Source organism: Fictibacillus sp. FJAT-27399 (assembly GCF_001510655.1).
Lineage (GTDB): Bacteria > Bacillota > Bacilli > Bacillales > Fictibacillaceae > Fictibacillus_C > Fictibacillus_C marinisediminis.
The window spans coordinates 275864-301778 of sequence record NZ_LMVC01000005.1 but is presented as its reverse complement, the minus strand read 5'-3'; the positions used below and the strand labels follow the sequence as shown (position 1 = coordinate 301778).

Sequence of the window (25915 nt, the reverse complement as noted above, 5' to 3'; positions counted from 1 at the left end):
TTAATGGAGATGAAGAAATTGTATAAAGAGAAGTGGTACCATTCGCCATGGATAATTGGGTTATTATTTGCGGTTTGGATTCTTATTGTACCTGTTATTCTTGCAATAATCCTTATCATAAAAAGAAATAAAGAAATGAAAATAACAGCAAAAAAATGGGAGGAACAAGGATTTGCAGACTTAATAGATGTAAAAGAAAGAGTGAAAATCCTTGAAACTGAATATCAGGAATTAATAAATAAGAAAACTGCTATTCAAAAAGTATTAGAAAAGTACGCACCTATCCTTGACTTAAATGAAACAAAAGGAAAAATGGTAAGTCAAATTGAAGAATTAGAAATAAAAAAGAATAATATTCTTAGCACTGTTAATGATCTTGAAGCCCTTGCTGATTTAAAAGAAGCTGCAAATAAAATGACGGAAAATATAGATGGTTTAACTACCAAAAAACAAGAAATTCATAATCAAATAGCTGAACTTCAACAAAACATAATTGTATTAAAAGACGAGATACTAATGCAGTCATTTGGTTTCTATGAAGCTAAGTATGGTTTTGAGTCTTCCGAGGCTTATCAGGCAAAACTTGATGAAATACGTAAAAGACAAAAAGAATTAGTAAAATCAAAAAATGCTACACATCATTCATTAGACTGGACTATAGGAGACGACAGAAAAAAAGGAAAAGAATTTATCCAGGATACTATCAAATTAATCCTGAGAGCCTTTAATAATGAATGTGATAATGCCATTATGAAAGTCAAGTTTAATAATATTGAAGTTAGTGAAAAACGTATTAAGAAAGTGTTCGAGGACTTAAATAAGCTTACTGATATGCAAAGGGTATCAATCACTAGGTCATATCTGGAATTAAAACTAGAAGAATTATACTTGAAGTATGAATTCGAACAAAAGAAACAGGAAGAAAAAGAGGAACAACAAGCTATTAAAGAACGTATGCGAGAAGAAGCATTGGCACTTAAAGAATTAGAAAAGGCAAAAGAAAAAGTAGAAAAAGAAGAGAAGCATTTTGAACAAGCTATTGAAAAGATGAATAAGCAAATTGAGACTGCAAAAGATAAAGATTTACAAAAACTTTATGCTAAACTTAAAGAACTAGAAGACCAACTAGAAGAAACGAAAAAGAATAAGGAAGATGTATTATTCCGAGTTCAAAATACGCGTGCTGGTTATGTTTATATTATTTCAAACATTGGTTCCTTCGGAGAAGATGTATATAAAATTGGTATGACAAGACGACTAGAACCAATGGATAGAGTCAAGGAACTGGGAGATGCATCAGTTCCATTTACATTTGATGTTCATGCCTTAATTTTCAGTGATGATGCTCCAACCCTTGAAAATGAGCTTCATAAAGCATTGGCTAATAATAAAGTGAATAAAGTAAATGATCGTAAGGAATTCTTCAGAGTTAACTTAAAAGAGATTGAATCCTTAGTAAGGAAAAACCACAATAAAACAGTTGAATTTACTAAATTAGCAGAAGCAGCAGAATATAGAAAGTCACAGCAATTTACTAATGATCTATTACAAGTGGTATCTTGATAGAAAAAAGAGAAGGCTTTTTGCTTTCTCTTTTTTGTTGTTTTCTAATCCAGTTATAAAAAAGATATAACATCTTCATTAGCGCAGGAAAGAAAGCGCATTCAAAAACCTCTTGCAATCCATCATTAGTCATGCTAAATTATACCCAAGAACAAAAATCTAAACGTTTACATGATTGTTCAAACCGGGCAACTTAGAATAACGCAGACAAATTCTGTTTTTTTCTGTAAAAATCTAAACGTTTACATTTTAGGAGTTATGTCCAATGGAAGGTAAGGCGAATATTCAGGATGTTGCGAGAAGAGCGAATGTGTCGATTGCGACGGTTTCTCGGGTGATCAATAACCAGGGCGGCGTGCGAAAGGTGACGGAGGAGAAAATCCTTAAAGCCATTCAGGAGCTCGGGTATATCCGCAATGCGGCGGCCCGGACGATGAAGAGCAAGGATACGAAGACGATTGGTGTCATTGTCCCGGACATCAGCAACCCGTTCTTTCCGCTCGTCATGGCCGGGATTGAACAGAAGGCCCGGGAGAAAGGGTACTTTGCGATATTGAGCAGTACGAATGAGTCGCCGGTCGTGGAGGAAGAGATTCTGAAGAACTTCATCGAGCGCGGCGTGGATGGTGTCATTATCACGACAGCCAACGAGAACGGCGACCATCTGAAGCAACTGCACGAGCAAGGGATTCCGATGGTGGCGGTTGACCGCAGCATTCAAAGCTATGATGTCGATACGGTGCTCGTCGATAACGTGAAGGGCTCCTACCAGGCGGTTCAGCACATGATCCTTCAGGGGCATGAGAAGATCGCAATCATTTGCGGTCCGCAGAACACGACGCCGGGGCGTGAGCGTTTCATTGGCTACAAAAAGGCGCTCGAGGATTACAACCTGAAGCTGGACGAGCGTTACATCTTTCAAGGGGATTTCGGAGAGCGAAGCGGCTATCAGGCGGCTCACGAGTTTTACTCCCAGAATGACCGGCCGACCGCCATTTTCTCATCCAACAACTTGATGACAACCGGGTGTGTGAAGGCCATCGGTGATCTCGACTGGAGGCTTGGGGAAGAAATCTCGTTCTTTGGTTTTGACGATGTGGATATTGCCACGTTCGTAAACCCGAAGCTCAGTGTCGTATCCCGGCCGATGAATGCGGTAGGAGAGATCGCGTTTCAGCTTCTGCATGAACGGATTCATTTTAAGGGGGAGATGCCGAAGCGGGAGTACAATCTGTCTCCGGAACTGATCATCCGGGATTCCTCCCGGCTGCGTTTTCCGACAGGCTCACACACTGGACAATCTCTTAAAAAGTAAACGAGACATGAGAGCTGGTCACTCTCAGCCTTCTTGTTACAGGTTATATGTAAGCGCTTTAATGAAGGCTCTTTTCTCAAGTATTGTTGCTTTAGGAGTTTATTGTAGACTTCACGGCTAAGAGTTGATTGGAGTGCAAGGTGCGAGACTCCGGCGGGAGTAGCGTGACAGGTGAGACTAGGTAGGCGTTTACGCCGGTCACAGGCTCACCGCACGCCCTGCGAAAGTAGGCGATGAGCCGGTTAAAGCGAGCGGCCTGGAACGGAAATCAACGGCCCACAAGTGCAACAAAGATTAAGAAAACAGCCTTAATAAACTAAAAGTTAGAAAAGGGGATGTTACACATGAAGAACAACCAATTGATTCAACAGCCGGACGGTTACTTGAACCGCACACCGATTTTCCAGTTTATCCTTGTATCACTGCTGTTTCCGTTATGGGCGGTAGCAGCGAGCTTGAACGATATTCTCATCGCGCAATTTAAACATGTGTTTGAATTGAGTGATTTCGCAAGCGCTTTCGTTCAGAGTGCGTTTTACGGAGGATACTTCCTTGTAGCGATTCCGGCGTCGATGGTCATCAAGAAAATGAGTTACAAATTTGCGATCATGACAGGCCTTCTGTTTTATATCGTCGGCTGCTCGTTGTTTTATCCGGCGTCACACATGGGGACGTACACGATGTTCCTGGTTGCGATCTTCGCGATTGCGATTGGGCTAAGCTTTTTGGAAACGGCGGCGAATACGTACAGCTCGATGATCGGGCCGCGACAATATAGCATTCTACGCTTGAACATTTCTCAAACGTTTTATCCACTTGGTTCTATCGCAGGGATTTTACTCGGAAAGTACCTGGTGTTCCAGGAGGGGGCAAGCCTTGAATCACAGATGGCGAAAATGTCTCCGGCTGAAGCGCATGCGTTTGGGTTGAAGATGCTGCAGCATACACTTGAACCATATAAATATATTATTTTCGTACTGATTGCCATGTTTGTCTTGTTTGCCATGACGAAGTTCCCGATCTGTAAGCCGGTTGCGAATCGTGCAAAGAGTGCAGAAAAGGCACCAGGAATCGGTCAAACGCTCAAATATTTGGCAGGCAACAAACGCTTCAAAAAAGGGATTGCAGCACAGTTTTTATATGTAGGAATGCAGGTAGCCGTTTGGTCGTTCACGATCCGTCTGGCACTTGATCTGAACCCGGATTTCAATGAGAGAACGGCTTCCAACTTCATGGTCTATAGTTTTGCGGGCTTCTTTGCCGGCAAGTTCATCGCGAACTTCCTGATGGCACGCTTCTCATCTTCAAAGGTCTTGTTCGGTTATTCCATTCTCGGATCGGCGATGCTGGCATATGTCATTCTCGTGCCGAACATGACGGCAGTTTACGCCGCCATCGTAGTAAGCATGCTGTTTGGACCTTGCTGGGCAACCATTTATGCTGAGACGCTTGAAGTGGTAGATAAGAAGTACACGGAAACAGCAGGAGCGATCCTCGTAATGTCGATCGTCGGCGGCGCGGTGATCCCGGCACTTCAAGGGTACGCATCTGACGCATTTGGCTCCATGCAGACGGCGTTCCTCGTATCGATGGCGTGCTTCGTATATGTCGGCATTTACTTCTTTGGTGAAATGAAGAATCAAAAATCTGGAGTGAAGAAGACTGACGAAACGATCGAAGTGGCTCAGTAAAAATAGAAAACCTGCGGGGCAGCCGTTGCTGGCTGCCTGGACGGGTTAATTTAGCAGGAAAGGGATGCTAGAAATGAGAGGAACCATTGAACTTCAGCGCGAATTTTTTAAAGAAAGCAAAAAAGTAATCTATCGAGATGATGAATTTACAGCAAGTCTGTTCCGCTATCCGTCAGGGGTGGAGGCGATTGAGCTGACCAACTCACGGGGGCGAATGGTTGTGCTGCCGTATATGGGACAGATCATCTGGGATCTTGAGTTTGACGGTACAGATCTGAAGATGAAGAACATGTTCTCACAGCCGAAAAAGGTTAATGCGATCGTTGATACATACGGTTGCTTTGCGTTTCACTCAGGCTTGATCGCCAATGGCTGTCCTGGACCTGACGATGACCATGAACTGCACGGTGAAATGGCGTGTGCCGAGATGGACCGGGCATGGCTGGAAATCAGTGAAGAAGGAATCAGTGTTTGCGGGGAAACGGAGTATGTGAAAGGTTTCGGACATCACTATTTAGCGTCTCCGAGTGTTAAAATGATGAAGGAAAGATCATTCATTGAGATGAATATGAAGGTGAAGAACCTGTCAGGGTCCGGCATGCCGCTTCAATACATGTGCCACACGAATTATGCGTATGTGGATGGTGCAGAGATGAAGCAGAACATTCCGGACGATTGCTTAGCGCTTCGGGAATCGATTCCAGCCCACGTGAAGCCGACCGAACAATGGCTGGCGTACAATAAAAAGCTGTTGAGCGGGGAAGAAACGCTGAACGTGCTGAACAAGCCGGAGATGTATGACCCCGAGATTGTCTTTTTTGCGGATAAGCTGGATGCCTACGGTGAGGAAGCAGAATTTGAGATGACGTCACCGGATGGCACAGCATTTTTCACAAAGTTCTCAACTGCGGAATTGAACCATGCGACACGCTGGCTTTTGCATAACAGCGACCAGCAGGTAGGTGCATTCGTCCTGCCTGCGACATGCCGGCCGGAAGGATTTTTGGCCGCAGAAAAAGCAGGAACATTGATCACGTTAGATGCCGGGGAAGAGCGTTCCTTTACGGTCGTGACCGGGAAGAAATAAGGAGGAAGAAACATGGATATTGCAGTGATCGGATCCAACATGGTTGATCTCATTTCATACATTGATAAGATGCCGAAAGAAGGAGAAACACTTGAAGCGCCGGACTTTGAAATCGGGTGCGGCGGAAAAGGAGCAAACCAGGCGGTAGCAGCGGCGAAACTGGGCTCCAACGTCATGATGGTTACGAAAGTCGGAGATGATTTGTTTGCCGACAACACGATCAACAACCTGGAGAAGTACGGCATTGATACGGAATTTACCGTCAAGGTGCCTGGCACCTCAAGCGGGGTTGCGCCGATCTTTGTGGACCCTGAGTCCAAGAACCGCATCCTGATCATTAAAGGAGCGAACCAGCATCTTTCACCAGAAGATGTGGATGGGGCGGCAGAAAAGCTGAAACAGTGTTCACTCATCGTCCTGCAGCTGGAGGTTCCGCTTCCTACCGTATACCGTGCCATTGAGTTCGGAAACGAGCATGGCATTCCGGTGATTTTAAATCCGGCACCGGCCTCCAAGGAACTGGACTTTGAGTATGTGTGTAAAAGCGACTTTTTTATTCCGAACGAAAGCGAACTGGAAATCTTAACAGATATGCCGGTGGACACCGACGACCAGATTCGAGTGGCTGCCATGACCTTGATCGAACGGGGCGTGAAAAACGTGATCGTAACGATGGGAAGCCGGGGAGTGATGTGGGTGACAAAGGATGATGTTCAAACGGTCGCTTCACATAAGGTTGATGCAATAGACACAACGGGTGCCGGCGATGCGTTCATCGGCTGCTTCTCTCATTATTTTGTACAGAGCGGTGATGTGCTGGAGGCGATGAAAAAAGCGACGGCGTTTGCGGCATTAAGTGTGATGAAGCGCGGGACACAGACTTCTTATCCGGGTTTGGAAGAAGTTGAAGAGTTTTTGAAAGAGAGAGTTTAAATCTTCGGACCAGTTGACTGGTATAATAAATGAGAAGGCGGAAGTAATCACTCGTCTTTTTATTTTGGCTGTTTTAATCTTAAAAGGCCATTCTCCAACCAGCTTAAGGGAGGATGGAGGAAAGCAAGGGTCTAATATGGCAACCGTGCCAGGTTCCAATGTCATACCATTTCGGACAAGTGAAAAAACAGGCCGAAATGAGCCTTGCCCGTGCGGAAGCGGGAAAAAGTATAAGAAGTGCTGCGGGAAATGACATTAACAGATTCATACAAAGCGCGGTACTCAAACTTCCTATCCAAGTGTGGAGGAAGTAGATGCGTTCTTTCAAACGCTCGTTTAATAAGTAGAAAAACCCTGTAAAGCAGCTATTTGTTTGCTGCGTGACAGGGTTTTTCTTTTAGAAATATTGGAAATTATCTCGTTTCTGTTAACGGACGATCTGGCTTAACGGCAAACCACAAAACAACAGCAACAAGGATAGGCATGATCGAAATGATAAGTGTATTTTCCCAGCCTACTGTCTGAGCCAGCCATCCGCATAGTAGAGGGGATAAAAATGCGCCAATGTTGCCCCAGAGGTTCATCCAGCCTGAAACAGAACCGGAGAACTCATTCCCTAGGTCGACGGCTGCTGCCCACGAAGTAACTACTGGAAATCCAAGAGAACCAAGTGAAATGGTTAACCAGAGTACATTCATCCAAGGTGTAGTAGCATATGCAGCCAGATACATGGAAATTGAGAAGACAATCAGTCCGCCAATGGCCAAAGCGCCGCGAGCAATAAGTTTCGACTTGCCGATTTTTACAAGATAATCAGAAATGGCACCGCCCGTCATTACGGTTACGAAAATACAGAGCCAAGGGAGACTTGCTGCAAATCCCATACTGGACAATGAGAAGTCTCTAGCTTCTTGAAGGTAAGTAGGAAGCCATACTAAAAAGAAGGTAACAATATAAAGAACCACAAAGTATTGTATACCCAGCGCCCAAAAACGACCGTTCTTTAAAAAGAATCTCCAAGGCGCAATCTCTTTCTTCTCTTCTTGTACCGTTCGATTTTCAAGAATGTATTGGGTTTCTTCTTTACTGATATAAGGATGATCTTCTGGCTTATTGCGTCCAAGCAAGTACCATAAAAAGGCTACTATTAAGCCCAGGATTCCAAAAATGTAAAAAACAGCTTCCCATCCCCATTGTTGAAAGATAGCTACTGTAAGCACCGGCGCAATGACAGGTCCAAAATAGGAGCCAGCCAATAATGCACTGGAAGCACGCCCTTTTTCCTGCTTTGGAAACCAGTACGTATTAAACACGGCATTTCCCGGATACATTGGTCCTTCTCCAACGCCAAAAAGAAAACGAACAGCGGCTAATAGCCCGTGTGATTTTACAATGGCAGTCAAACCAGTAAAGACTGACCACCAGATTAAGGCGAAAAATACTATTTTTCTGGCTCCAAAGCGCTCAGCCAGCATTCCAGCCGGTATTTGTGATAAAGCATATCCTAATGAAAAAAAGGAAGCAAGAAGCCCAAACTGTACTTTTGTCATATTTAAATCGTCCATCATAGGTTTAGCAATGACAGCGATGTTGGAACGGTCCATATATGCGATCAAACCAATAACAAAGAATAGTAATGCGAGCCACCAGCGTACTCGTGAACGGGGCTTTGTGCTGCCGCTAAATCCAATTTCCTGTTTGCTTATGGGTTGTTCCATTTTTCAGTGACCTCCTCAAATTTTATATAATTCCGGCTTTCTGTCCTTTAGCACTGGCATCCTTTCACGGACTGAGGAAACGGAGTCAAGGTCCAATGTGGCATAGAGAATGGTTGGTTCTGAACCTGCTTCCGCAATAATCTCTCCTAAAGGGCTGATGATCATAGAATGTCCATTGAAAACATCATTTTCGTTTCTGCAGGCTACATTGGCTCCAACAACAAAGAATTGGTTTTCAATAGCTCTCGCACGAAGGAGTATTCTCCAGTGTTCTTCACGCTGAATGGGCCATTGTGCCGGAACAAAAAGAATCGATGCATTTTCAACAGCGTAATACCTCATAAGTTCAGGGAAACGAATATCATAACAAATTACTGTACCGGCCCTATGGTTACCCAAATCAAATAAAGGTGAATCCAGACCACCTTTTAAGTACCGATCCTCATTCATTAGTCCAATTAAATGCATCTTGCTGTATGTATTTATTAGTTCTCCTGATGGGTTATAGGTCAGGCTTGTATTGTAAACACCGTCTCCTCGATCGGCTGTGAACGAACCGCCAATCAGCCAAATTTGATGCTGCTTGGCTTTTCTTGATAAAAAGAGGCTTGTTTCTCCATCGAGTGGTTCACTGTGTTTCCTTAAATTATTAAAATCATAACCGCTTAACCACATCTCCGGCAGGACAACAATCTCTGCTCCGTTTAGTACGGCTTCGTCAATCTTTTGTTCTGCATTTAACAAGTTGCTCTCGCGATCCCCCTGAAGCACATTTAACTGGCATACCGCTACTTTCATTTCACTGCCTCCTTTGGTAAAAGAGCATCTGATTTCTCAACAGATACAACTTTATATTCCAGTTGGATCTCTCTATTTAAGACAGGATCAGTTAACGTCATCCGGTAGGCATCAGCATATTTAAATATGCCGCCTTTGATGGGTACGGTTCCGCAGAAAAGGATTGTTCCTTCTTGATCGATGCGGTTTCTTTCTGAAGCAAACTTTAATATGTCAGTAACAGGAAGGACAGAGGAGATGCTGCCATCCTGATATGTCTCCCATTGATTTTGAGTGAAAATTTCACATTTTAGCTTCAGTTCATCCCAATGGGGAAGCAATTCTTCCAATGGCCAAGCTGCCTTTCCAACTGGCTTTGGACAGACTTGTTTTGCGTATGGAATACTTATCGTTTCAAGTGATCGGTCCGTATGGTCTGATCCTACGGTGACGTAATTTCCGTTAGGGGTAATAACTAGAACGAATTCGACTTCTCCGGATGTTTTTTCACCTAAAAGTTGAATCTGATCCTCTTGAGTTACAAGAAGGTTACTAACGGGATAGACCATAGGGATTTCTGGGGGGGCGGGAATTCCTTCATTTGCTAGCTCATCAATATGATGCTGAACCATTTCCTTGTTTCTGCCAGAATACCCAATGCATACACTTTGTTTAATTTCAATGGTTACATCCTCAGAGTTATCTACAGAAAATCTCATCATTTTTCCTCCTCGTTTAATTCTTCTAGTGCAGATTTTGTTTTCTCAAGGTGAATCCGCATGGCATCCACGGCATCACCGTTTTTTAACCCCTGAACTATTTTTTTATGTTCCGAAATGACCTCTTCACAACGGTTTTGACGGTGAATAACTTGAACTCCAATTCTGCGGAACAGATCTGATATTTGTTCAGAAATACTGATAAGCCTTTTATTTTCTGCAAGGTCATATAACGTTTTGTGAAACTCTCGGTCGAGGATAATGAATTCATCTTCATTGCCCTGACTCATTTCTCTTTCCATTAAAAGAATAATGTTCTCTAACTCTTCTAAACTCTTTTCGCTAATAGAAGAACTGATTTTTGTTACAATATGAAGTTCTACGAGCATTCTTAGCTCAAAAACATCCTCAATATCTTTTTTTGTAACAGGGCTTACAAATGTCCCCTTATAAGGGATGGATACGAGCCATCCTTCTGTTTCAAGGGATTGAACGGCTTCTCTAAAAGGTGTTCTGCTAATATTGAACTCTTCTAAAGCTCTTTTTTCTGTAATCACCTCATTTTTTTTGAAAAGCCCATTTATAATCGCTTCTTTCAGAATGTTGTAAGCTTGCACTTTTAGTGGGTTAGCATGGAAGGATCGACTTTTCATCATTTAGCACCTCAAATATATAATATATAATATATAATACAGATTATTCAGATAATTACAAGTGCATTGAGGTTTTTGCTGTAAATAAAACAAAGAAGCAGATCCATTTTTGATCCTGCTTCATCTTGTTTTTTATTCTATTTTACAGCCTATGAAGCTTTCTGTTCCTGTTCTACCGCTAGAGTATGCTCTGAAACGGCTAAAAGCCAGTCCTAAAACTGTACCGACAAGTGCGGGTATGATCTTCCAGAAGATAGCGGCAGGGAGTCACTGATCGTTTGAACAGGCCAAAAAAGCGAGAAAAAGCATGAAAAATCCTATAAAAATTGAATTTATTCCCAGGGTTGTTATACTAGTTAATAGGAAAGTGTAAGCGTATTCAATGATTGCTGATTCTTGAAAAAATAGGAGGGAATCATGGGAAGATTAGTACATTTTGAAATTCATGTAAGTGACATGGAACGGGCAAAGAAGTTTTATGGAGAGGTATTCGGATGGTCATTCCAGGATTGGAGTGAGTATGCAGGAATGCCTTACTTTGGGGCAGTAACTGGCGATGAGAGAGAACCTGGAATCAATGGTGCTTTGATGCAGAGGCAAAGTGCTTCTCCGGAAACCAACCAGGCGTTAAATGGATTTGCTTGTACTATGGGAGTGGAAGATTACGATTCCACGGAAGCTAAAATTATGGAGCATGGCGGCAAGGTGGCAATGCCCAAATATGCTTTGCCTGGAATGGCGTGGCAAGGATACTATATTGATACAGAAGGAAATATATTCGGAATTCATCAACCCGATGAGAATGCAAAATAGAATCTATGAAATTGAAGCAAGCACTATATCAAGTTTCTTAAATTAAATACGTAAACAAAGAAGCAGGCCCATTTTGGATCCTGCTTCTTTGTTTTATTATCCTCTTACACGGCTTATGAAGCTTTCAGTTCCTCTCCTACCGCTGAAGTATTGCTGCTGAATCGGCTAATAACCAGCCCTATAACTGTACCGGCAATTGCGGGTACGACCCATCCTAATCCTACAGAAGATAGCGGCAGGAATTCACTCATCGTTTGAACAGGACCCAGCTTCAGTCCGAACGCTTTTAACCCGCCGATGACGGCAAATAAACCTGTAAATAAGAGGGCACTTCCGTACACTTTTTTCGCATTTTTAAAGAAGCGATGGAAAAACGTCAATGTGATCAGCACGATGGTTAACGGATAAGCTGTGACAAGGAACGGCACGGAAACTTTAAGGATTTGGTTTAATCCCAGGTTTGAAAGGGTGAACCCAACCAGTGTGACGGCTAATACCACTGTCTTGTAGCTTGCTCGTGGAATCAGATTTGAGAAATATTGGCCACAGGCTGAGGTTAATCCGACCACTGTAGTAAAGCAGGCTAATGTAAAAATTAATCCGAGCAAGGTTTTACCGCTTTGTCCCAATAAAAGGGTGGAGGCCGCTGAAAGAATGTCGGTGCCATTTTCAAACGATCCGCTTGCTGCCATTCTTGCCCCCATTAACCCAAGGCTGACATAAACCAATGAAAGCAATACTCCGGCAATCAGGCCGGCTTTCAATGTATAGTTCGTCAATTGCTTTCTGTCTTTTATGCCTCTTTGCTGAATGGATGTAAGAATGACGATTCCAAATGCGAGTGAAGCAAGGGCATCCATGGTGTTATACCCTTCCAGGAAGCCTGTAGAAAAAGCCCCGGATTGATATGCCGCTGATGGTGATTGGAACGGTGCATCCAGTTTAACAAATCCGGCCACGCACAGGACAACCATCGCTAATAGCAAAGCAGGGGTAATCCAGCGGCCCATGTATTTTTCCATTTTGGATGGATTCAAGCTGACGACATAAACAAGCGTAAAGAATAGCACGGTGAATAAGATTAAAACCAATGATGAGTGTGATTGACCGAGAAATGGTTTAATCCCCATCTCATAAGCAACATTGGCGTTTCTTGGAATGGCAAGGAATGGTCCGATGGATAAATAGACGACAACCATAAATACCGTGCTGAATACCGGGTGAACACGATTGGCGATCGTTTGAGCGCCTCCTTTTACAAGGGAAACGGCGTATAGTACGGCAAAGGGAAGACCTACGCCCGTAATGATAAACCCTGCCATGGCGAGCCAGTAGGATGTTCCCGATTGTGCCCCCAGGAAAGGCGGGAAGATCAGGTTTCCTGCTCCAAAAAACATAGAAAATAGCATTAATCCAATAAATAAGGTGTCCAGTTTTCTCAAAGTAATCTCTCCTTTATTGTTTTGAAAAATAAAAAAACCCGTCCCTGTAAACAGGGACGAGTTTGCGCTCGCGTTACCACCCTAATTCCGCAGCTATAATAAATAAGCATACGGCTCTCAGTCAACGTACCATCATACGTGTTCCTTTGTAACGGCGGACAACCCGGCAAAAGCTTACCATTCATCAGCTTTGCATCTCAGAGATGATTTTCGGACAAGGCCTGAACATCGGCTTTCACCAAGCGCCGATTCTCTTTAGGACAGGGATCAAATCTTACTCTTCTCTTCATCGATTTTAAGTATAAAAATAATTTAGCAGAGGCAAATCAATAAGTCAATATTTTTTGACAGTTTTAACAATTCCGATTGTTTCTATTGGAACGACTGGCACCTGTTCCTTGAATAAGACATATTATGCAGTAAACCCATGCTGACAAAAAGCATGGGTCTTTGGATAAGTTTAACCATCAGCAAATAAAGCTGGTGATAGGTGGACTTAGCAGGAAATAAAAAGAAAATATGTTTTCTTATTTGTTTCCGCTTAACGATTTAAATATATCAACACCTGGAGCAACAGGGGAAGAACAAGGAGTATCACCCTGCATAACACCAAACTCTGTTATTTCACAAATACTTATTACTAATTCTGTAAATGGTATATAACCTGCCTGAAAACAACAACTCATCTTATCTGCATTCTTAAGGATAAGAACCGAATCGCACTTTACATCTTTTATAGTGCCGCGAGCTATATCGCCATTTCTTTCATAAACAACAACGAAGTCTCCTCTTCTTTTTTCTAGTTGTTCTGCCAGTTCTTCCACACAGTCACATTGACAATCTGATTTTTTATGGCTGCTTGACAAATTACCCAACTCTCCCTTCAAGAGTAATGTAAATGAAATTTCTATATTCAGGATTCTTGCTTTTTGTTTCTATGTTTAGTAGTTTAAAAGAAATTTCTATTTAAGATATTCAAGATTCATAGTTTTTGTTTGTATGCTTGTCTACTAAAACCAAAATCATTTAATAGATTTTAAAGAAAAATTGTAAAAAATGCCCATGATAAATTGAAAATGGCAAATAGAAAACATGCAAAAAAAGAGTGAAGGGCTGTAGGGCCCATCGGGGGATTTGGTAAGATTGAACGCTCGTTTTTTCCCGGCTTTTTCTCCGAGCGTGGAGGATGTAGAAGAGTTTAATCAAACGATTGTTTAATAAATAGTAAACCCTGTAAAGCGAACAGAATCATTCGGGCTTTACAGGGCTTGAAGAATTTCATCTAGTATAGGTAACCGCATCAGTTATACAGGTTTCCCTGTAATCTGGGATGGGGCCTGAAGCAGCCCAAAGGGATTTGGAGCAGGCTGGTTTTTCCCCTTTCACTCAGTTTATAGAGGTCATCATAGGATTGGACATCAAATCCGAGAAGGGGATGCCCGCCCATATTTAATGCCGAAGCTGCCAGAAGCAAGTGCTGAGACAGTATTCCAGCTTCCATATGCTGAATACGATGTCCCCTGTATCCATAAGCGCTCTGGTAATGATCCTTATGGCCAGAGATCGTGAAGGAAAGTGGAACTTGAGTCATGTTTACAGTATCAGCAAGCAGTCCGTCTTGCAGCCGGCATCGGAAATCACCCTCTTGAATAGGTTGTAATGCATGATTGGATCCATCATAAGAATAGGAGCCATTGGGTACACCTTTTACATTATACATACAACAATAGAGTGAAACACGGTAAGGAGGTTTCTGAAAAGCATAGTCTAGGTCATTTCGGTAAGAAAAAGTGGAGAAGGCTTCGAATAGAAGGGCTGATAAGGTTTGTTGGTTTATGGGTTTCTGAACAAAGTCCATTCCAGGCGAATATCGATTTCGGCAGGCGGAAGAGAAATCATACGATAACCGGTCCACACGAGGCAGCAGGTGAAACGGATGTGCTGGCTCTTCTTTCTTTTCTTTTTCCATTTGCTTATGAGTGGGGAACGAGTCCAGCATGCATGCTTCATTCATCTTAATCAGCATGGGATATTCGCAAATTTTCTTGGAACGGACGTAATGCTGATGGTCAAGTGGTTTCAGTTCATGGCATAACGAAGCAGCAGTGGAGGGTTCCTCTGTTTCATCACTCGTAAACCAGTTCATGGCTGGATCAACGGAAAGAGGAATCACCGCATATACACTTTCTTCTTGCTCGGATAGTCCTAAAAGATGATGAATGGCACGGTCAAGAAAATGGTAATACACCCCCGTCTCAAAGCCCATGCGTCTTCCTGTTTCCAGCAGCTGACCGATCACAAAGCCGGTATCCAGCCCTTGCAGACGGTAAGAGAAGTTATGGTATTTGAAGAAATTCTTCCAAAAAAAGGTGGAGCTAAATACGGTACCAAAAGTGGAGGACATGTCACAGCGATTACCCAGAGCTCTGTTCAAGTAGCTGTCAAAATTCCCTTTCCTTAAACAGACTAAACGATGGTGTGCGGCATCATAGTGATAAATGCCTTCTGGGAGATCCTCAATTTTTAAATACATATAAAGTTCGCTTGGATACAGTGCACCGCCGGATGGAGCAAAGCGCCGGTATGCTGTCCATTCTTCGGTTTGTTCACCAAAAGGAAGCGTTTGGCTAACCTGTGTAAGCCCGTAGGTATATTTAAGAAAGTGACTCATTTCTTGGAGATTCGGTTTGGCGTTTCTTTTCTTTTGTTCGAGATGGAGCGGTATATTTGCGGGTAATTCCACTACAGGCAACCCTCGGTAAAGCTTATAGGGAAGGGGGGCGTCGTCCCAGTTCGCCTCCCAGTCCCGGGGTTTTATTTTGTCAGATTCATAATGCAGGTTATGCAAAAATTCATCTAGGTTCATTCCTTTTCCCCCTTTGGGACTGCTATGGAAATGGATGAGGATACGGGTTAAGGCTGCTATAAGTCAGCGGCTCTCTCACATATCCGAGTTTCGCTGGTATGTTCAACACCCGATCCAATCCCTTTAGCCGGGTAAGGTGATGTCCAAATGTCATGGGCAGCATCCCGGGTATCACTACTTTTACACAATGTAGCCCGTTTCGTTTCAGTTCAGGGCTTGTTTGGTCCACAACAATGACCTCCAGCTGAAGCTGCCGAAAAACTTCCAGGATCTCCACAACATCATCCAATAAATCAGCGGATTTATGAACCGGATGAAATTCCTGTTGAAAGCTCCTTTTCGGGCGCTGATCGAGAAGGAAGAATAAGCGTTCCTCCGCTTCTTTTAACCCGTATAGCATCGAATGGTCTTCCATATGATGAACGAGTAACGAATCATCATACATCTGCCTATATTTCTCCCGTTCTTTTTCCAGCTTATCGTCCATGGTGAGAAGCATGCCTGAGAGTTCTTGAACGGCTCCTTTTACGGCTCTTAATGGATCAATGTGGGCTCCAGCGGCACATAAAAGATTCATGCCCGTTTGCTTCGTATTTTTGGCAAGTGCCCAAATGCTGGGAATGCCGTTCTCGGTCGTCGAATTAAATAAATGCACCTCATATCCGGTCACTGTGTGTATGCGCTGGATCATGAGCTGAAGCTCCTGGTCTTCTATGGTAGACAGATCCAGACGAGGAATAGGGAGTTGGCCGTACCATGTCATTAAAAATGAATCCCGCTCAACAATTTCGAAAATACCGTAAAGGATCGCTTCCTCCATGCTCCCGCCGAGTGCACAGCCGTTAGAGGTTTCATAAACAAAGCCTTCCCCGCCTCCCAAGCTGTAATAGGCGAACGTCTCTGGTACCAGGATGGGCCGGTTCTGTGATAAAGAATAGCCCCAAACCCAATGAATGGGCCGGTCGGGGTCCAATGGCTTGAAAGGAAAGCCGGGCATGTCATATTGTTCCTTTGTATGAAGTCCTAATGATCGTGGGTTAAGGGCATGCTTTTCCACCTTGGAATACGGTTCATAAACCATTGTCCGTTTACCCATTGGGGCATAGCCGCAGTATCTCTCCAGTCCTTCTAAAATGGCGGATTGTTCACTTTGAGCATACGAATGGGTTCGCCCACCCGTTAACTCATCGCCTGATAGTAGAGGAAGATTGACAATCGTATCGGCAAAAGGGGAAATGAAGTCATATCGTTTATGATTAAGAAGGCCCGTTCTGCTATCTAAGTAATCCTTGCCCAGAACCTTCTCCATATCTTCCAGCGAGCGGCAGCGATAGCTATCGATTGATGTCTTCGGGCTTTGTTTCAGTATGATCTCTGCGGTATCCGCTGTATCCTCTGGAAGATCGCCGCACACAGGGCAGTATGGGTCAGGCAAAAAGAAATGATAGGATAGCCGGAGCGTATTTAACTGCAGAAGAAATACATGTTCATATGTGCGGGCTTTTTCTCCTTTTAACAATCTATGGACCTCTTCTTGAATGAGATAGGAAGTTTGCAATAATCCTGGAGCTGAAGCCCAAGGATCTTGCTCGATACCAGGTTGATCCATCTTGTATTCTTTCATTTGGAATTGTTCTCTCCGGTCAGATCCCGCCATAAAACGGCGCCTATCCGCGCACTGAGAACACCCCTGTTTGTCTGGAAGAACAAGCGGGCCAATGTTGGCTTCACCAAATGATACGAATCCCCGAAGCCAAGGGATGCCAAAGAACGAAAAGGCCTCATCGGCTTCTAGGTGTTCAGCCGGAACCCAGGAATCGTGGAGCACTAATGCCAGATTTCCTTGATTCGGAACGGCTTCTTTTACAGTGGCCCAGCGTGTAATGGAATAGAGCCCGCTCAATTGTTCGCTTACGGTGTCAGCTAACATTCCGTTTCCGATGATGATGATGGAGTGGCTCATGGAAGTTCCTCCCCGCTTAACGCAATCCCATAAATGCCAGCCGTATTCTCTTTAAAAATCGCTTCCAGATGAAGTTCAAAGATGTTTGCTTGTTTTTTATTCTGCCTTAATCGATGTATTGCAGAATGGAAGGTTTCGTCTAACGGCTTTTCTTCAAAAGAAGGAACCCGAACCTTCTGTTGAGCATCCTTTTCCGATGTAATGGAGGAAACCGCAACCCCATAGGGATAATGTGAGGTTTCTCGATTTTGAGAATCCATCACAGCCGTTTGTAATGCTCTGCTTAAAGCCATCTGCATATTCAATCCAACGCTTCCATACCACTTGCCGTTTGATTCAACCCAAACGACAGGAAAACCCAGTACTTCACGGCCACATAAAAATTCTGGTTCAGACTTCTTGGTTCTCAGAGCCTGCAGAAAAAATTGGCAGCGATGATCATTGACAAGACTTACATCCAATGTGGCTTTAGTGACACCGTGATCTGCTTGCTTCACAAATTCTTCATGAAGTGCGTTTTGCAGTGCTCTGCATAAACCTTCTGCAGGGGTCTTGCCCATCCCGATTCCCCATGATGAAGGATGCTCACTGAAAAAGTCATTCCCAAAACTCCTTGCATATGTTTCAATTCCAATCAGACCTGCCTCCAGGCGAGCTTCTTCATGCGTGAGTCCTGAACAGACAGTCTCAGGATAGAGCTTGGCAGGGCCTTCTGAACGCGGATCAGCAACCTGGACTTTGCATTGTGATAACGGGAGCTGGAGTAAATCTGCTTCCTCCCAAAGATGAAAAACACCACATTCTTTTGAAGTAATCCGGTAAAACAGGGAATGTAAGTCCATTTGTTGATGATCGCATGTTTCAAGGAATGTAGCCGGGTCGTTAATCGGTTCGGCATAAACACGCCCAGTAACCAGTGGGTGAGGGAGAAAGGTGTGCCAGCTTCCTTCGAGCGTTTCCAAGTTAAGCAAGTAAAATGGTCTTTCTCTTTTTCCCTCATGTACGCCCGTGATTTCTTTAAAAAGCTCAAAAACCGCCACATTGGCTATTAGCGCACCTGCTGTTTGTGATAAGGAGTGAGAACCATTGCCTTCTTCATTCAGCCTCTGGTGCAGTCTGCGGAAGGCAGACTCCCAGCACGAATCGGATTCAGCAGAAACGAGCGGGCCGGCAAAAGCTAAGTCTTTTAAAATAGTAACGGGAAGAACATTCTTCTTTTGTTCCTTGCAGATGGCCAGAAGGGTACGAAGTTGAGATAAATCACTGTCCTTGCATCCATATAGTATGCAATCAAACGGTTCTACATTTTCTCTCCATGAATTTTTTCCGGATCTTAAGATGGTGATTTTGGTTTCGGGCTCTGACTTGCGTGCTTCAGCTATCATCTCATTTAACCGCTGCTGAATAGCTGGGTGTGATTCAGTGAGTATGACGCTGAAAGAAGGAAGCCCTGATTCAATCAATGATCGAACGAGAGAAAGGAGAAGCGAATCCGAACCGATCACCGCTACTTTTGCATGGCGGTAAACTTGGAATCGATAACCGCCCGAATCACGAATATGATCTAAATATTCGATTTGGGAGGCATACTTAGCAAGGATGCGATCAGGAAGCTGATGTGGGAGATCTTGGCTTACATCACGGACAAAACCGTTTTCGTACAAAACATGTGCGATCTTATACACTTGTTCTTTATAAGCATCTGGTAAACCGTTTGTGACAGAATCAAGAGTATGGGTTCCGTCGAAAATAGGAATTAATTTTTCCAGCCATCGGTCAATGGTGCTGCCTTCCATTCTTAAAGATTTTACGTTGTTCCGGAGATATACACCTTTAGCTGAATCCGGAAAAACAAACGTGTCTCTGTTCACTTTTAAACACATAGAAGGATTTAATTTTTGCATGATCGACCTCCTCTTTAGAATGCTCTACATCTTTTACATCATTTAACTCTATGGATGCCTGATGTCCATTATGCCTATCCAAACGATAAAAGCCCTGCAGAGGGATATGCAGGGCCGGTCTTTTGTTAAAATACCTATCACTACCGATCGGAAGCTTAACTGCTTCCGCCACGACCGCAGCGGCCGCAGCCGCCACAGCCGCCGCAACGGCCAAAGCAGCCGCCACAGCCGCCACAGCCACCGCAACGGCCAAAGCAACCGCCAAAGCCGCCACAACCGCCACAACCGCCACAGCCACCGCATCCACCAAAGCCACCGCATACACCAACACAGAAACCAATGCCAAAGCCAACACATAGACGAGCGGAATCACTCATACCTTGATCCTGGGGATAATTCGGGGTAACATTGCTGACATTTACACCATCAGTGTGCAGCCCCTGAAGATCCCACTTGAATTCTTCATTCAATAAAAAAACCTCCTACTTTATTTTACGGGTTTAACGAGCTGAGAAATCGCCAGAACACAAACGTTTTTTCTGGAAAAGTACCCTCAAAATAAAATATGGGATGTGGTTGTCCCAAGTTACTGTCCATATGCCTAGTTATCATACACCAACAAAAAAAACGTTTAATTCCGACATATCTACTATGGATAGTATTGACAATGGAGGAGAATCACTTTATTATTAGAAATGTTCTAAAAACAATAGCATAACCGTTCTTATCGAGAGTGACTGAGGGATTAGGCCCTATGACGTCCGGCAACCTCCAATTTGGAAAGGTGCCACTTCCTACAGAATGATTTTCATTCTGAAAGATAAGGTGATTGAATTTATAATCCAATGCCTCTTTCATGATGAAAGGGGCTTTTTTATTTGGAAAGAAAGAGGGGGTTGTTTCATGATTGAAGTCAAAAATCTGTTGAAGGTTTACCGTTCGAAGAAAAAAGAGATCGTGGGGGTCAACAACGTATCTCTTACGGTAAAAGAAGGAGAGATCTACGGCATTATCGGTTACAGCGGTGCAGGGAAGAGCTCTTTGATCCGATGTTTAAATTTATTGGAGAAGCCAACATCGGGTGAGGTTTGGATTGATGGGGTGAATCTTGCCTCTTTAAAAGGAGAAGATTTAAGAAAAGCCCGGTTAAAGATTGGCATGATCTTTCAGCATTTTCATCTGGTCAGTTCAAAAACCGTCTATGAAAATATTGTATTTGCCTTGAAAGCAGCGGGCAAATCAAAGGATGAGGCGGAAAAGCGAGTATTGGAACTATTGGACCTCGTGGATCTTGCGGATAAGAAGGATCAATATCCGGCTCAGTTGAGCGGAGGTCAGAAACAAAGGGTCGGAATTGCCAGGGCGCTTGCCAATAACCCGAAGGTGCTTTTATGTGATGAGGCAACTTCTGCCCTCGATCCAAGCACAACAAAGTCCATCTTAAACTTATTAAAGGACATTAACCGCAAGCTGGGATTGACCATCGTTCTGATCACGCATGAGATGGAAGTAGTGAAGGAAATCTGCCATAAGATAGCCGTCATGCAAAATGGTGAAGTGATTGAGGAGGGCGAGGTCTATGACATCTTCTCTGATCCTCAGAAACCGCTGACCAAAGATTTTATTAACAGTATCCTGCAATTTGAATTGCCTAAGCAGCTCATTGAAAACCGCAAAGGGAAGATCATCAAGATTCAGTTCAAAGGCGAGATTGCCGAAGAGTCAGTGGTGTCAGAGCTTTTCCAGAAATACAACGTGAAAGGAAATATTCTGCACGGGAAGATTGAGTACATACAGGATATCCCTCTGGGCATTTTCATTATGGAGCTTACAGGTGAAAATTCCGAAGTAGAGAGAGCGATCGAATATATTACAAGAAAAACAAGGAGTTTGGAGGTGGTTTATGATGTTGCTTGATTCACTTGTACAGCTTCTTCCTGATTTAAACAATGCGTTCTTCCAAACACTTTATATGGTGGGCATCTCTTTAGCCGTGGCGATCATCATCGGGCTCCCGCTTGGTGTATTGCTTTTTGTAACCGATAAAGGATTATTCCTTGAAAATTCCGCTGTGAAAAGTGTTACAGGATGGATCATCAACTTGATTCGTTCGATTCCCTACATTATTCTTTTGGTGGCGTTATTGCCGTTAACCAATTTGCTTACAGGGACAACAATTGGGCCTACTGCGGCTTCCGTATCCCTCTCTGTTGCTGCGATTCCTTTTTTTGCAAGAATGGTTGAAGGGTCACTCCGAGAAATCGATAAGGGAGTGATCGAATCAGCCGTAGCAGTTGGGGCAACCTCATGGATGATCATTAAGGATGTGCTTCTTCCGGAAGCCAAACCGGGTTTGATTCAAGGATTAACAATCACGACAATCAGCTTGGTCGGTTATTCAGCCATGGCAGGTATTGTTGGCGGGGGAGGAATCGGTGACTTGGCCATCCGATTTGGGTACTATCGCTATGATAATACCGTCATGATTACCACGGTAGTCGTTTTGATTTTACTCGTCCAAATCATTCAATTCACCGGAGATAAGATCTCCAAACTCGTAGATAAAAGATAAAACAAAAGGGGAGAGAAACAAATGAAAAAGTTTACTTCAGCACTCATTCTATTACTAGCCATTGGTGTTCTGTCAGCATGTAGCTCAACTTCCAGCGGATCATCAAGCTCAGGAGACAAGAAGAACATCAGCATTGGAGCAACAGCCGGCCCATACAGTGATATGGTCAATAAAGCCATCAAACCTGAACTGGAGAAGAAAGGATATAACGTTAAAATTGTAGAGTTCAGTGATTACATTCAGCCGAACCTCTCATTAGCTAAAGGATCTATTGATGCGAACCTGTTCCAGCACAAAATCTATATGGAAAACTTCGCAAAAGAAAAGAATTTAAAGCTTTCTGAACTGATTATTGTACCAACTGCGCCAATGGGTGTATATTCCAAGAAATTCAAAAAGATTGAAGACATCAAAAACGGCAGCACGGTAGCCATTGCCAACGATCCCGTTAACCTGGCCAGAACGCTGTTAATGTTCCAGGATGCCGGTCTAATTACCATCAAGAAAGAAGTCAATCCATTAACCGCTTCAGAAAAAGATGTTCAAGAAAATCCGAAGAAACTTCAATTCAAGCCGCTTGAAGCTGCGCAATTGCCAAGAGCGGTTGGAAGTGCAGATGTATCGGCCGTTCCGGGTAACTTCGCGCTTGCGGCAAAAATGAAATTGCAGGATGCTCTCTTCCTTGAGAACATGCCGGATCAATACCGTAACCGGGTCGTTGTGAACACAAAAGATGTTAAATCCCAATTCACTAAAGACATTAAAGCAGCCGTGGAATCCAAAGAGTTTGAAAAAACCATAGATAAAGAATTTAAAGGTTTTGGGAAGCCGGAGTGGATGAAGAAGTAAATTGAATGAAGAACAAGATGGGTTACATCTGCGGGTACAGGCAGAACAGGCTGGGCACTGTAACAAGATTATGCGGAGGCAGCAGCAGTATTGGCCGGAAACGGAAACGAGAATACCGTTTACGAACTTTCAGAAACTTATGACTCAAGAAGAATTGGCGTCTGCTGTTGGAACTGTATTAGGTAAAGAAGTATCCGTGCAGCAAGTCGATGATACTGCTTATGCGGATATTATGAAAGGTGCTGGTGTACCGGATTTCATTATTCCTATGCTTGTCGACATCCAAAAAGGTATTCGGGATGGTGAATTAGAGGTAGAGAGCAACGATTTCGAAAAATTGCTTGGCCGCCCTCTTACACCAATAAACGAGGCTTTGAGTTAAATTGTTAATGAAATCTCTGCAAATAAGAATTAAATTTAATCAAAACAAAGGGGCTTCCTGAAAGTCGAAAATTGACCTTCAGCAGCTCCTTTTTGTCTTGAAAATCTTCAATGAAAAGTTGATTGAAGTGGAAGATGCGAGACTCCTCGAAAATGAACTTCACATTTTCTTCGTGCGATATAACGCTGCCGGAGCCTTCCTTGTCTGTGCGGGACTAGCGTGACAGGTGAGACTCCCGCCGGTGCTTGCACCAAAAAGTAGGCGTTCACGCCGGTAAGGCTCACCGCACGCCCCGCGAAAGTAGGAGCTCGCGCCGGTAAAAGCGAGCAGCCTGGAACGGAAATCAACAGCTTACAGACTTCTTGGACAGCCCCCTTTTCATATATAGGTCTTGGGTTTAAAGGAGGATTTATTGAGATTGTACGCTCGTTTCCTCCATCCAATACGCCTCCCGAATATTAATCTGCTTACGAATATCCCTGAGGATGTCATTGGTGACGTCCCCTTCTTCGTAAAGATGCTGGATTTCGTCCCTCTCTGCCTGGAACGCTTTGATCTGGAGCTCTCTTTTCATCTGGGCGTGATGGATGGATTCCTCGCTTTTTTTCGCAAGCTTGAACGTCATAATTAATCGATTGTATTCCCCTATAACCCCTAGATAAATGTGTTTATTTTCTGGCGTGATATGGTTCTTTAAATAGTGAATGGCAGCCTTCGCCATGTTGACTTTTAGCTTAATCAGCTTTTTTGTTTGCAAGCGGCGATTTTTACGGCGTTCCTTGTGTTTTGGTGTGAAAAGCTTTACGAAGGAAAGTAAACTTCTTTTAAAAAGCGTCCAAATGAACAAGCTTCTATATTGCATCCGGTTTGTCTGAGCGAGCCGCCTTCGCTGGATATGTTCCTCAATGAGATTCGCCGTATCCCTGTCGATCTTTCCTGTTCTTTTTAAATTCTCATAGTAGCGGACTTCCGCCTCAAGTGCCTTCAGCCGAACCTCGGATTCTTCCAATTTCACTTGCTCCGAACTCTTTTCGCTTACCTCATTACGAATCGTATTGTAAGCGGTGATGACGGATACTGCCGCACCCCGATTCTCATCCGTTAAGGATTCCTCAACAGAATGGATGGCAGCTTCAAGGGTTCGCAGCCTTGCCGTCCGTTCCATTTCCTCTTTCAGCTTTTCACTGTTTTCTTTTTCCGTCCGTGATAGAAGCGGAAGGAAAACACTTGCAGCGATTAAGGTAACCAAGATCACTCCGGCTGCGATAAAGATGATTAATGAACGCTCCGGAAAGGGACTTCCTCCGGCGATCACATAGGGAATCGTAAACGCACCGGCGAGGGTTACCGCCCCTCGTACTCCTGAAAGGGTAAGGATGGATATGGCTCTCACAGAATTAGTTTGAGGCTGTTTCTTGTCCAGCCATCCCCAGCGCCAGGTTGCCGAAATCCAAAGGAAACGAAGAAGAATAAGGGCTGCCCATAGGATGAGGATGTAGCTTGTTACCTGCCAATTATTAAAGGAGGGATCCTTAAATATTTCACTTGCCACCCTAGGGATCTGCAACCCTAACAGCACAAACACCAGCCCATTTAAAATATAGATGAGAACCGTCCACGTACTTTGGGAAACCAATTGCAGCTGTCCAACTGGAACCCGGCTTCGATCCTGATGGATGGTGTAGACAATCCCGGCTGCTACAACCGACAAGATACCGGAGAGATGTAAATGCTCAACAATGTAAAAAATGACAAAAGGGGTAAGAAGCTGAATGAGCATATGAATCGTAACATCCTCCATACCAAGCCTTCGAATAGATGTCTTCAACTGAATAATCAGGATGGCTAAAATGACACCGCCAAGGAATCCTCCAATCGATATGACTAAAAAACTCCAACTGGCTTGTGCCAATGAAAAAGCGCCGGTCACGGATGCGGCAAGGGCAAATTTAAAGGCAACCAATCCTGAAGCATCGTTCATTAATCCTTCTCCTTCAAGAACGTGCATAATCCGTTTCGGTATCTTCACACGGCTTGAAATGGAACCTACAGCAACAACATCGGTTGGAGAGAGAATCGCTGCAAGGGCAAAGGAAGCAGCCAATGGGATCGTTGGAATAAGCCAATGAATTAAGTTGCCAATGGCAAATACGGTGACAAAAACCAGACCGAGGGCCAGCAAAAGGATCGGTTTACGGAGTTTCCATAAAGCGTGCCTCGAAACATGTCTCCCATCGTGAAAAAGTAAAGGGGCGATAAAGAGAATGAAAAATAATTCCGGCTCCATGGGGATTTGTATTCCCAGCGGAAGGGTAGCAAGCGTTACTCCTAAAGCAATCTGAATAATGGGTACCGGTATGTAAGGGATAAAATGATTAATCAGGCTGGATAGGCCGATAAGGGACAGCAGTAATAAAATAACGAGAAAAAACTCCATGATCTACCTCCTCTCCTATCTATTTTGTAACATAATCGTATTTTTAAGTGTACCAATCGGCCTGTGGATTAAAATTTTTTAAACGGGAGTACATATCTTTATATGATGTTTTATTTCAAGGGGGCTTAGGATGAGGGAATTTCATTTCAAGGCAATGTTTTCTCTTCTATTCGGGATCTTGTCAAAAGGATCAGCGGTTAGCTTCTTCAGGGAAAATTTGCAGCCTAATTG

Annotated in this window: 21 protein-coding genes, 2 pseudogenes, 1 riboswitch and 1 other annotated feature; of the genes and pseudogenes, 11 read left to right on the top strand and 12 right to left on the bottom strand. The window is 43.6% G+C overall.

Translation table 11 applies throughout. From position 1 onward, the window contains the following. Positions 1 to 18 precede the first annotated feature (18 nt). From AR335_RS19630 to AR335_RS23320, 6 genes and pseudogenes are all read left to right on the top strand, one after another. A complete protein-coding gene (locus AR335_RS19630) occupies positions 19 to 1563 on the top strand; it encodes a DUF4041 domain-containing protein (protein ID WP_199805114.1) in 1545 nt (514 codons plus the stop codon). Between the two features lie 265 nt (positions 1564 to 1828). Beyond that, positions 1829 to 2878: a LacI family DNA-binding transcriptional regulator gene (locus AR335_RS19625; protein WP_062239002.1), complete on the top strand. Its 1050-nt coding sequence runs from the start codon at positions 1829 to 1831 to the stop codon at positions 2876 to 2878. Between the two features lie 344 nt (positions 2879 to 3222). Next, positions 3223 to 4569 (top strand): L-fucose:H+ symporter permease, encoded by a 1347-nt coding sequence (gene fucP / locus AR335_RS19620; protein WP_062239000.1) that lies wholly within the window; start codon positions 3223 to 3225, stop codon positions 4567 to 4569. Positions 4570 to 4633: 64 nt separating this feature from the next. Next, the gene (locus AR335_RS19615) at positions 4634 to 5656 is read left to right on the top strand and encodes an aldose 1-epimerase family protein (RefSeq protein WP_234293363.1); all 1023 of its coding nucleotides are present in this window, start codon (positions 4634 to 4636) and stop codon (positions 5654 to 5656) included. A 12-nt stretch (positions 5657 to 5668) separates the two neighbouring features. Further along, positions 5669 to 6589, top strand: coding sequence for a ribokinase (gene rbsK / locus AR335_RS19610; protein ID WP_062238998.1), 921 nt, complete (start codon positions 5669 to 5671; stop codon positions 6587 to 6589). Between the two features lie 163 nt (positions 6590 to 6752). Continuing rightward, positions 6753 to 6842 (top strand): annotated as a pseudogene (locus tag AR335_RS23320) (SEC-C metal-binding domain-containing protein); the annotation flags it as partial. A gap of 160 nt (positions 6843 to 7002) precedes the next feature. On the opposite strand, the gene AR335_RS19600 reads toward AR335_RS23320, so the two are convergent. Genes AR335_RS19600 through AR335_RS19585 form a run of 4 tightly spaced genes read right to left on the bottom strand, consistent with a single transcriptional unit; the run spans position 7003 to position 10456 of the window. Further along, complete coding sequence (locus AR335_RS19600; protein WP_053355929.1) at positions 7003 to 8307, bottom strand: MFS transporter; 1305 nt, start codon at positions 8305 to 8307, stop codon at positions 7003 to 7005. A 15-nt stretch (positions 8308 to 8322) separates the two neighbouring features. Continuing rightward, positions 8323 to 9105, bottom strand: coding sequence for a carbon-nitrogen family hydrolase (locus AR335_RS19595; protein ID WP_062238993.1), 783 nt, complete (start codon positions 9103 to 9105; stop codon positions 8323 to 8325). Then, the gene (locus AR335_RS19590; protein WP_062238991.1) at positions 9102 to 9803 is read right to left on the bottom strand and encodes a DUF2848 family protein; all 702 of its coding nucleotides are present in this window, start codon (positions 9801 to 9803) and stop codon (positions 9102 to 9104) included. The genes AR335_RS19595 and AR335_RS19590 overlap by 4 nt, the downstream gene beginning before the upstream one ends. Next, positions 9803 to 10456 carry a GntR family transcriptional regulator gene (locus AR335_RS19585; RefSeq protein ID WP_062238989.1) on the bottom strand — a complete coding sequence of 218 codons (654 nt, stop codon included), beginning with the start codon at positions 10454 to 10456 and terminating at the stop codon, positions 9803 to 9805. The genes AR335_RS19590 and AR335_RS19585 overlap by 1 nt, the downstream gene beginning before the upstream one ends. Positions 10457 to 10873: 417 nt before the next feature. On the opposite strand from AR335_RS19585, the gene AR335_RS19580 reads away from it, so the two are divergent. After that, positions 10874 to 11269 carry a VOC family protein gene (locus AR335_RS19580; protein ID WP_062238987.1) on the top strand — a complete coding sequence of 132 codons (396 nt, stop codon included), beginning with the start codon at positions 10874 to 10876 and terminating at the stop codon, positions 11267 to 11269. 113 nt (positions 11270 to 11382) lie between these two features. Here the strand turns inward: AR335_RS19580 and brnQ are convergent, their stop codons facing one another. The 6 genes from brnQ to AR335_RS24745 all read right to left on the bottom strand — a co-directional run bounded on the left by brnQ (position 11383) and on the right by AR335_RS24745 (position 19817). After that, complete coding sequence (gene brnQ / locus AR335_RS19575) at positions 11383 to 12711, bottom strand: branched-chain amino acid transport system II carrier protein (RefSeq protein WP_062238985.1); 1329 nt, start codon at positions 12709 to 12711, stop codon at positions 11383 to 11385. Positions 12712 to 12760: 49 nt separating this feature from the next. Next, positions 12761 to 13010 (bottom strand) — a binding site (T-box leader). A gap of 228 nt (positions 13011 to 13238) precedes the next feature. Beyond that, positions 13239 to 13577 carry a hypothetical protein gene (locus tag AR335_RS19570; RefSeq protein WP_062238983.1) on the bottom strand — a complete coding sequence of 113 codons (339 nt, stop codon included), beginning with the start codon at positions 13575 to 13577 and terminating at the stop codon, positions 13239 to 13241. Between the two features lie 434 nt (positions 13578 to 14011). Beyond that, complete coding sequence (locus AR335_RS19565; RefSeq protein WP_062238982.1) at positions 14012 to 15577, bottom strand: SagB/ThcOx family dehydrogenase; 1566 nt, start codon at positions 15575 to 15577, stop codon at positions 14012 to 14014. Positions 15578 to 15599: 22 nt separating this feature from the next. Next, a complete protein-coding gene (locus AR335_RS19560; protein ID WP_062238979.1) occupies positions 15600 to 17540 on the bottom strand; it encodes a TOMM precursor leader peptide-binding protein in 1941 nt (646 codons plus the stop codon). Further along, positions 17537 to 19444 carry a putative thiazole-containing bacteriocin maturation protein gene (locus AR335_RS19555; protein WP_062238977.1) on the bottom strand — a complete coding sequence of 636 codons (1908 nt, stop codon included), beginning with the start codon at positions 19442 to 19444 and terminating at the stop codon, positions 17537 to 17539. Before AR335_RS19555 ends, AR335_RS19560 begins: the two co-directional genes overlap by 4 nt. After that, entirely contained in the window at positions 19374 to 19817 is a 444-nt protein-coding gene (locus AR335_RS24745; protein WP_062238975.1) for a hypothetical protein, read from the bottom strand. Before AR335_RS24745 ends, AR335_RS19555 begins: the two co-directional genes overlap by 71 nt. A gap of 348 nt (positions 19818 to 20165) precedes the next feature. After that, positions 20166 to 20271: riboswitch (SAM riboswitch) on the top strand. Positions 20272 to 20347: 76 nt separating this feature from the next. On the opposite strand from AR335_RS24745, the gene AR335_RS19545 reads away from it, so the two are divergent. The 4 genes and pseudogenes from AR335_RS19545 to AR335_RS19530 all read left to right on the top strand — a co-directional run. Then, on the top strand, positions 20348 to 21361 hold the full coding sequence (locus AR335_RS19545; RefSeq protein WP_053355916.1) for a methionine ABC transporter ATP-binding protein: 1014 nt from the start codon (positions 20348 to 20350) through the stop codon (positions 21359 to 21361). Next, positions 21351 to 22016, top strand: coding sequence for a methionine ABC transporter permease (locus AR335_RS19540; RefSeq protein WP_062239296.1), 666 nt, complete (start codon positions 21351 to 21353; stop codon positions 22014 to 22016). Before AR335_RS19545 ends, AR335_RS19540 begins: the two co-directional genes overlap by 11 nt. Before the next feature lie 21 nt (positions 22017 to 22037). Then, positions 22038 to 22865 carry a MetQ/NlpA family ABC transporter substrate-binding protein gene (locus tag AR335_RS19535; RefSeq protein ID WP_062238973.1) on the top strand — a complete coding sequence of 276 codons (828 nt, stop codon included), beginning with the start codon at positions 22038 to 22040 and terminating at the stop codon, positions 22863 to 22865. Between the two features lie 18 nt (positions 22866 to 22883). Next, positions 22884 to 23247 (top strand): annotated as a pseudogene (locus AR335_RS19530) (SDR family NAD(P)-dependent oxidoreductase); the annotation flags it as partial. 107 nt (positions 23248 to 23354) lie between these two features. Here AR335_RS19530 and AR335_RS24485 read toward each other — a convergent pair. Together AR335_RS24485 and AR335_RS19525 are read right to left on the bottom strand one after the other, a co-directional pair. After that, positions 23355 to 23594, bottom strand: coding sequence for a hypothetical protein (locus AR335_RS24485; RefSeq protein WP_156419104.1), 240 nt, complete (start codon positions 23592 to 23594; stop codon positions 23355 to 23357). Positions 23595 to 23656: 62 nt separating this feature from the next. Further along, positions 23657 to 25684, bottom strand: coding sequence for a Na+/H+ antiporter (locus tag AR335_RS19525; protein WP_062238972.1), 2028 nt, complete (start codon positions 25682 to 25684; stop codon positions 23657 to 23659). Positions 25685 to 25915 lie beyond the last annotated feature (231 nt).